Genomic DNA, 8,539 nt, shown 5'->3' on the forward strand with positions numbered 1-8,539 from the left:
CCGCCGCCGCACCACGACATCTACTCGATCGAGGACCTCGCCCAGCTGATCCACGACCTCAAGAACGCCAACGCCGATGCGCGCATCCACGTCAAGCTGGTGAGCAGTGTCGGGGTCGGCACCGTCGCGGCCGGGGTGTCCAAGGCGCACGCCGACGTGGTGCTGATCTCCGGGTACGACGGTGGCACCGGTGCGGCGCCGTTGACCTCGCTCAAACACGCCGGGGCGCCGTGGGAGATCGGCCTGGCCGACACCCAGCAGACCCTCGTGCTCAACGGGCTGCGCGACCGCATCACCGTGCAGTGCGACGGCGGCATGCGCACCGCGCGCGATGTCGTCGTCGCCACGCTGTTGGGCGCCGAGGAGTTCGGGTTCGCCACCGCGCCGCTGGTGGTCTCGGGTTGCATCATGATGCGGGTCTGCCATCTGGATACCTGCCCGGTCGGTGTCGCCACCCAGAACCCGGAACTGCGGGCCCGGTTCAACGGTAAGCCCGAGTTCGTGGAGAACTTCTTCACCTTCATCGCCGAGGACATCCGCCGATACCTCGCCGAACTGGGTTTCCGCAGCATCGACGAGGCGGTCGGTCATGCCGAGGTGCTCGATACCGCTCCCGGCATCGCGCACTGGAAGAGCCGGGGGCTGGACCTGAGCCCGATCTTCGCGGTCCCCGCCGATGCACCCGGCGGCACGCCGGCCCAGCGCCGCCGGGTGCGCGGCCAGGAGCACGGACTCGAACACGCCCTTGACCGCACCCTGATCCAGCTCGCCGAAGGCGCGCTGGAGGACGCTCACCCGGTGCGACTGGAGCTGCCGGTCCGCAACGTCAACCGCACCGTCGGGACGCTGCTCGGCGCGGAGGTCACCCGCCGGTACGGGGCGACCGGGCTGCCCGACGACACCATCCACGTCACGCTGACCGGTTCGGCGGGGCAGTCGGTCGGTGCCTTCCTGCCGCCCGGCGTCACCCTCGAGTTGATCGGCGACGCCAACGACTATGTCGGCAAAGGGCTTTCCGGTGGCCGGGTGATCGTCCGGCCGCCGGACGACGTGCTGTTCCTGCCCGAGGACAACGTCATCGCGGGCAACACCCTGCTCTACGGCGCGACCTCGGGCGAGGTGTTCCTGCGGGGACGGGTGGGGGAGCGGTTCGGTGCCCGCAATTCCGGGGCGCTCGCGGTCGTCGAGGGGGTCGGTGACCACGCCTGCGAATACATGACCGGTGGCCGGGTGGTGATCCTGGGCCGGACCGGTCGCAATCTGGCGGCCGGAATGTCGGGTGGTATCGCGTTCGTGCTCGGCCTCGACCCGGCGAAGGTCAACACCGAGATGGTTGCCCTGCAACGTCTCGAACCCGAGGACCTGATCTGGTTGCACGGTGTCGTCGCCCGACACGCACAGCACACCCGCAGCACCGTCGCCACCTCGGTCCTGTCCGACTGGCCAAGGCGCAGTGCGCAATTCACCAAAGTCATGCCGACCGATTACCAACGCGTGCTGCAGGCCACCAGGATGGCCAAGGCGGAGGGGCGCGACGTCGACAGCGCGATCATGGAGGCCAGCCGTGGCTGATCCGACCGGATTCCTTCGAGTTCCCAAGATCGAGGCCGCCAAGCGGTCCGTCGACGAGCGGGTCGGCGACTGGCGCGAGGTCTATGAGCGGCAGGATCCGCACCAGCGGGCCGGTGAGGTGTCCCAGCAGGCCCGACGCTGCATGGACTGCGGAATTCCGTTCTGCCACTCCGGGAGTGCGGGCTGCCCGCTGGGCAATCTGATCCCCGAGTGGAACGACCTGGTGCGGCGCGGACGCTGGGACGCCGCCAGTGACCGGTTGCACGCGACCAACAACTTCCCGGAGTTCACCGGCCGGTTGTGCCCGGCGCCGTGCGAGGCGGCCTGTGTGCTGTCGATCGCCGAGGAACAGACCGGCGGCAGCGTCACGATCAAACGCATCGAGCAGACCATCGCCGACCAGGCCTGGCTGGACGGCACCGTCGAACCGCAACCCGCCGCGATCTCGACCGGCAAGCACGTCGCCGTGGTCGGATCGGGCCCGGCGGGATTGGCAGCGGCACAACAGCTCACCCGGGCCGGACACGAGGTGACGGTGTATGAACGCGACGACCGGCTCGGCGGTTTGCTGCGGTACGGGATCCCCGAGTACAAGCTGGAGAAGTCGACGCTCAACCAGCGGCTGGCGCAGATGCGTGCCGAGGGCACCCGCTTCGTCACCGAATGCGAGGTCGGTGTCGATGTCACCGTCGAGCAGCTGCGTGACCGGCACCAGGCCGTGGTCTTGGCGGTCGGTGCCCTGCGCGCCCGCGACAACGACGTACCGGGACGCGACCTGGACGGGGTGCATCTGGCGATGGAGCATCTGGTGCCGGCCAACCGCGAGTGCGAGGGCGACGGTGCGTCGCCGGTCTCGGCGGCGGGCAGGCATGTGGTGATCATCGGCGGCGGGGACACCGGAGCCGACTGCCTGGGCACCGCGCACCGGCAGGGCGCGGTCTCGGTGACCCAACTCGACTACAACCCCGAGCCGCCCGAGGCGCGCGACGACGCCCGCACCCCCTGGCCGACGTGGCCGTTGGTGCTGCGCACCTCACCGGCCCATGCCGAGGGCGGTGCGCGCCGCTACGAGGTCGCGGTGCAGCGTTTCGTCGGCGACGACAACGGACAGGTGCGGGCGGTCGAGATCGCCGAGGTCCGGGTGACCCGCGACGCCGAAGGGCGCCGTCAGATCACTCCGGTCGGCGAGGCGCTGCAGATTCCGTGCGATCTGGCGCTGCTGGCGATCGGGTTCGACGGTGTCGAGCACATGGCGCTGCTCGACGGCCTCGGGCTCCGGCTCAACGGCCGCGGCGCGTTGCCGTGTGGTTCGGACTGGCAGACCGACGCGCCCGGGGTGTTCGTCTGCGGTGATGCGCACCGCGGCGCATCCCTGGTGGTCTGGGCCATCGCCGAGGGCCGCAGCGCCGCGCACGCCGTCGACGCCTACCTGATGGGTGAGTCGGACCTGCCGGCGCCGGTGCGGCCGGGAGCGCTACCGCTGGCCGTCATCTGAATCGATCAACGACTATGCTCATGCGACGTGAGCAGACGCGGAAAAATCGTTTGTACCCTCGGCCCAGCCACCGGCACCGATGAGACGGTGAGGGCGCTGGTCGAGGCAGGAATGGATGTCGCCCGGCTGAACTTCAGCCACGGCGACCACAGCGACCACGAAGCTTCCTACAAGCGGGTGCGGGCGGCGTCGGACCTCACCGGGCACGCCGTCGGCATCCTGGCCGATCTGCAGGGCCCCAAGATCCGGCTGGGCCGGTTCGCGGACGGTCCGACGTACTGGGCGACCGGTGAGACGGTGCGGGTCACCGTCGACGACTGCGAGGGCACCCACGACCGGGTGTCGACCACCTACAAGAACCTGGCCGCCGACGCCGCGGCCGGTGACCGGCTGCTGGTCGACGACGGCAAGGTGGGCCTGGTCGTCGAGCAGATCGACGGCAACGACGTCGTATGCAAGGTCACCGAGGGTGGCCCGGTCAGTAACAACAAGGGTTTGTCGCTGCCCGGCATGAACGTGTCGGTGCCCGCACTCTCGGAGAAGGATATCGACGACCTGGAGTTCGCCCTGCGGCTCGGGGTCGACCTGATCGCCCTGTCGTTCGTGCGCTCGCCCGCCGACATCGAACTCGTGCACGAGGTGATGGACCGGGTCGGCAGGCGCGTCCCGGTGATCGCCAAGCTGGAGAAGCCCGAGGCGGTCGAGAACCTCGAGGCGATCGTGCTGGCGTTCGACGCCGTCATGGTCGCGCGCGGCGACCTCGGTGTCGAGCTTCCGCTCGAAGAGGTGCCGCTGGTGCAGAAGCGGGCCATCCAGATGGCGCGGGAGAATGCCAAACCGGTCATCGTCGCCACGCAGATGCTGGAGTCGATGCTGGAGAACTCGCGGCCGACCCGGGCCGAGGCCTCCGACGTCGCCAACGCGGTGCTCGACGGTGCCGATGCGGTGATGCTGTCCGGTGAGACCTCGGTGGGCAAGTACCCGCTGGAAGCGGTCCGGACGATGGCCCGGATCATCACCGCGGTCGAGGACAACTCGGTGGTGGTGCCGCCGTTGACTCACGTGCCGCGGACCAAGCGGGGGGTCATCTCCTACGCCGCCCGCGATATCGGGGAGCGGTTGGACGCCAAGGCGCTGGTGGCCTTCACCCAGTCCGGGGACACGGTGCGGCGGCTCGCCCGGCTGCACACCCCGCTGCCGGTGCTGGCGTTCACCGCGCTGCCGGAGGTGCGCAGTCAGCTGGCCCTGACCTGGGGCACCGAGACGTTCATCGTGCCGCAGATGCGCAGCACCGACGACATGATCCGCCAGGTCGACAAATCGCTGCTGGATCTGGGCCGCTACAAGCGGGGCGAGCTGGTGGTCATCGTCGCCGGCGCGCCACCTGGCACAGTAGGCTCCACCAATCTCATTCACGTCCACCGCATCGGGGAGGACGACGTCTAGCGAGGCTCGGCGACGAGGGCGCGGATAAGGAGCTCAGTGTCACACCCGGATTTCGAGGAGCTCCTGGAAGTTCTCGAACTCGACCGCGCCGGCGACGATCTGTTCATCGGCACGCATCCGAGCAAGAACCCGGTCCGCACGTTCGGCGGCCAGATGACGGCTCAGGCGTTCGTGGCGGGCGGTCGCTCGTTGGAGCACAAGCTGGCCCCCAGCGCGCTGTCGGCGCATTTCATCGCCGGCGGGGACCCGGAGAAGGACCTGGAGTTCCACATCGTGCGGCTGCGCGACGAACGGCGGTTCGCCAACCGCCGGGTCGATGTCATGCAGGACGGGCAGCTGCTGACCACCGTGATGATCTCTTACATGAACGGTGGCCGCGGCCTCGAGCACAGCGTCGCCGCGCCCGACGTGCCGCAACCCGACACCCTGCCCAAGATCGACGAACTGCTGCGGGGCTATGAACAGACCGTGCCGTTGTTCGTCAACGCGCTGCGGCCGATCGAATGGCGCTACACCAACGACCCGGCCTGGGTGATGCGGGACAAGGGCGGCAGGCTCGACCACAACCGGGTGTGGCTGAAGACCGAGGGCGTCATGCCCGATGATCCGGTGCTGCACGGGGCCGCGCTGGTGTACTCGTCGGACACCACGGTGCTGGACTCGATCATCACCACGCACGGACTGTCGTGGGGCTTCGACCGCATCTTCGCGGTGACGATGAATCACACGGTGTGGTTTCACCGGCCGGTCAAATTCGACGAATGGGTGCTGTACTCCACCACCTCGCCGGTGGCCGCCGAGTCCCGCGGTCTGGGGACCGGGCACTTCTTCGACGCGTCGGGCGGGCTGCTGGCCACCGTCGTCCAGGAGGGGATCGTCAAATACTTCCCCGGCGCGGGCTGACGGTCAGCGGGTGGACGTGGGGGAGCCGCCGAACTCGTCTTCGAGGCGCTTCTCGAAGGCGTCCTCGCAGCGCCGCTGCGCCGCCTGGTCGTTGCCCGCATCCTCCAGGCAGCTGATGTAATCGCGGCCGCCGACGTCTTCGAACCATCGGGTGCCGACGGTCACCCAGATGGCGATGAAGACCAGCGACACCACGATGGCGATCGCGCCGAGCACGATGCCCGAGATCGCGACGCCCGAGTTGGTGGCCTCACCGCGCTTGCACCGGCCGTGGGCGATCAAGCCGAGCACGATGGCGACGATGCCCAGGACGAACCCGCCGACCACCGACCACACCAACACCAGGCCGACGATCGCGGTCACCAGGGCCGCGATGCCCAGCCCGTTCTTCGGGCCGGTGGCGAACCCGGCGGGCTGCGGCGGATAGCCACCGTACGGCGGGGGCGGATACCCGCCCGGATACGGTCCGTACGGGTAGGGCGGGGGCGGGGCGGGCGGGGTTTGCGGGGGCACATCCGACCTGGGGGCGTCGCCTCGTTCGTCGGTCATGCCTGTGAGGCTACCCGCCGGCCGCCGTACCCAGTGGCGGACAGTCGATGATCGGGCAGTCGATGCCGGCCGGCAGATGGTGGGTGGCCACCACGACGGTGCGCCCGTGGCCGAACAATCCGTCCGCCCGGAGCAGGTCGGTCAGGATCCGTTGGCCGTCAGCGGCATCCAGATTCTCCGTCGGTTCGTCGAGCAGAACGATCGGAAAAGTCGAGACCAAAGCACGGGCCAGCAGCAGACGCCGCCGTTGTCCGGCCGAAACCCCGGCCGCGCCGCCCGTCAGCACGGTGGCCAATCCGTCGGACAGCCCCTCGAGCCATGGCCCGAGGCCGACCCGCCGTAGTGCCGTGACCAGTTCGGCGTCGGCGGCATCTCCGCGGACAACCAGCAGGTTGTCGCGCACGGTGGTGTCGAACAGGTGCGCATCCTCGGCGAAAAATGCCGCCCGCTGCGGTGTTTCGGAGAGTTTGTCGGCCAGGCCCATCAGCAGGGTGGTCTTGCCCGATCCGCTGGGCCCGACCACCGCCAGCCGGCCACCCGCCGGCAGCTCGACATCGGGTGGCGCGGGTCGTGGCCGCAGATAGCGTTCGGGTGGGGTGAGTTCGAGCAGTCGCCGCGCGGCGATCCGCGATCTCATGAGTTGCACGGCCGCGTCCGGTAGGGCCGACGTCGCCTCGAAAGCCGATAGCGGCAACAACATCAGGATCGCCAGGGTGGTCGGCGCGAGGGCCGGTGCCAGCGCGATCCCGGCGATCACGGCGCCCAGCACGCTGACACCGGTCGCTGCGCTGGGCATCGCGGCGGCGAGGGCGGCCGGTGCCGCGGCGCGGTCGCCCGCATCACCCCAGTCCCGGTGGTGGCGCTCGGCGACGGCGATGACGTCGTCGAGCCTGCCGCTCACCCGCAGCTCCGGGGCGTGCTCCAGCGCCAGCATCACCGCGGTGTCCCGGTCGGAACGATGCTGGGAGGCAACCGATTCGGCGGCGTTCGCGGCTCGGGCGGCGACCGCGGGTGCCAGGACCCCGGCGATCAGCAGGCACACCGCGAGCACCGTCGCCGCCGCGGGGGAGATCAGCGCGACGGCACCCACCGCGGCGCAACTCAGCACGGCGGCCACCACGATCGGCAGCACCGCGCGTACCAGGACGTCGGACAGCTCGTCGACCGATGCGCCGGCCCTGGCCACCAGTTCCCCGCTGGGCAGCCGCATGGCGTCGTCGGCGGGACCGTCGGCGAGCCGGCGGTAGAGGCCGGTGCGGGCGTTGGCGGCCGCGCGCAGTGCGGTGTCGTGGGATGCCAGCCGCTGGCAGTAGCCGAACACGCCGCGGGATATGCCCAGGGCCCGCACGGCCACCACCGCCACGCTCAGGTCCAGGATCGGCGGCATCTGCCAGGCGCGGGTGATCAACCACGCCGAAATGCCGGCCAGGGCAAGCGCGCTGCCCAGCGACAGCACCCCGAGCCCGCTCGCCAGCGCCAGCCGGCCGAGCCGGGGCCGCAGCAGTTCCACGGCCAGCTTCGGCAGGGGGTCATTGCGCCACAACGGAATCACCCACCGTCAGTATCCGGTCACCGATCGCCAGCACCGGGTCGCGGTGGCCGACCACGACCACGGTGGCCCCGGCCCTGGCGCGGGCGGCGATCGCGTTCAGCACCCGGGTTTCCAGTGCGGCGTCCAGGTGTGCGGTCGGCTCGTCGAGTAGCAGGATGCCGGCATCCGAACCCAGCACCCGGGCCAACCCCAGGCGCTGCCGTTGCCCCAGTGACAGGCCGACGCCGTCGCGACCGGTCCGGGTGTCCAGGCCGTCGGGCAGCCCGTCGAGCACCTCGTCGAAACCGGCTGCGCGGCACGCGGTGCCGAGGTCGGGCAGCGGGCCGAGCAGTTCCAGATTCTCCCGCACGGTGCCGGGGATCAGGACCGGACGATGGGCGAGCCAGGCGATGCGACGCCACCACCCGGCCAGGTCGAGTGCGGCCACCTCGATGTCATCGACGCGGACCTGCCCGCGGGGCAACTCGGTGAGGCCGAGAATCGCCTGAAGCACCGTGGTTTTGCCGGCTCCGTTGGGTCCGGTCAGCACGGTGACCCGGCCCGGCTCGATGGCCGCGGCCAGGCCGTCCACCTCGATACGCGGCGCGCGCACCGACACCGCACGGGTGCCGCCGATCGTCGATGCCGGCCCGGACAGCCGCAACGCCTGTTCGGCGGCGGTCTTACCGTCCTGCGCGGCGTGGAATGCCGCGCCGACGCGGCGCAGCGGCCAGAACACCTCGGGCGCCAGCAGCAGCGCGGTCAGCCCGGCGGCCAGGCTCATATCGCCGAAGACCAGCCGTAACCCGACGCTGACCGCGACCAGGGCGACACCCAGTGTGGCCAGCAGCTCGAGCACCAGCGACGAGAGGAAGGCGATCCGTAGCGTTGCCATCGCCGAACGCCGGTGGGTCGCAGAGAGTTCGGCGATCCGCCGGACGGATCCGGCGGTGCGGCCGACCGCTCGCAGCGTCGGTATTCCCGCGATCAGGTCGAGCATGCGGGCCTGCAGGGTCGTCATCGCGGCCAGCGCCGCTTCCGAT

7 protein-coding genes are annotated in these 8,539 nt (G+C 70.2%); 4 read left to right on the forward strand and 3 right to left on the reverse strand.

Going from position 1 to position 8,539, the window contains the following annotated elements; genetic code table 11:
* The 4 genes from ACWDTP_RS35355 to ACWDTP_RS35370 all read left to right on the forward strand — a co-directional run.
* The coding region (locus ACWDTP_RS35355; RefSeq protein ID WP_450027881.1) for a glutamate synthase-related protein at positions 1-1,572 on the forward strand (1,572 nt) is incomplete at its 5' end.
* Positions 1,565-3,067: a glutamate synthase subunit beta gene (locus ACWDTP_RS35360; RefSeq protein WP_450027882.1), complete on the forward strand. Its 1,503-nt coding sequence runs from the start codon at positions 1,565-1,567 to the stop codon at positions 3,065-3,067. The genes ACWDTP_RS35355 and ACWDTP_RS35360, both read left to right, overlap by 8 nt.
* A gap of 27 nt (positions 3,068-3,094) precedes the next feature.
* A complete protein-coding gene (gene pyk / locus ACWDTP_RS35365; protein WP_450027883.1) occupies positions 3,095-4,513 on the forward strand; it encodes a pyruvate kinase in 1,419 nt (472 codons plus the stop codon).
* Positions 4,514-4,549: 36 nt separating this feature from the next.
* Complete coding sequence (locus ACWDTP_RS35370) at positions 4,550-5,416, forward strand: acyl-CoA thioesterase domain-containing protein (RefSeq protein ID WP_450027884.1); 867 nt, start codon at positions 4,550-4,552, stop codon at positions 5,414-5,416.
* Between the two features lie 3 nt (positions 5,417-5,419).
* Here ACWDTP_RS35370 and ACWDTP_RS35375 read toward each other — a convergent pair whose 3' ends face one another.
* From ACWDTP_RS35375 to ACWDTP_RS35385, 3 genes are all read right to left on the reverse strand, one after another.
* The gene (locus ACWDTP_RS35375; RefSeq protein WP_450027885.1) at positions 5,420-5,965 is read right to left on the reverse strand and encodes a DUF4190 domain-containing protein; all 546 of its coding nucleotides are present in this window, start codon (positions 5,963-5,965) and stop codon (positions 5,420-5,422) included.
* A gap of 10 nt (positions 5,966-5,975) precedes the next feature.
* Positions 5,976-7,508, reverse strand: coding sequence for an ATP-binding cassette domain-containing protein (locus ACWDTP_RS35380; protein WP_450027887.1), 1,533 nt, complete (start codon positions 7,506-7,508; stop codon positions 5,976-5,978).
* Positions 7,495-8,539, reverse strand: a 1,045-nt coding sequence (locus tag ACWDTP_RS35385; protein WP_450027886.1) for an ATP-binding cassette domain-containing protein, incomplete at its 5' end; no start/stop codon positions are given. The genes ACWDTP_RS35380 and ACWDTP_RS35385, both read right to left, overlap by 14 nt.

The organism is Mycobacterium sp. NPDC003449, from assembly GCF_053588415.1.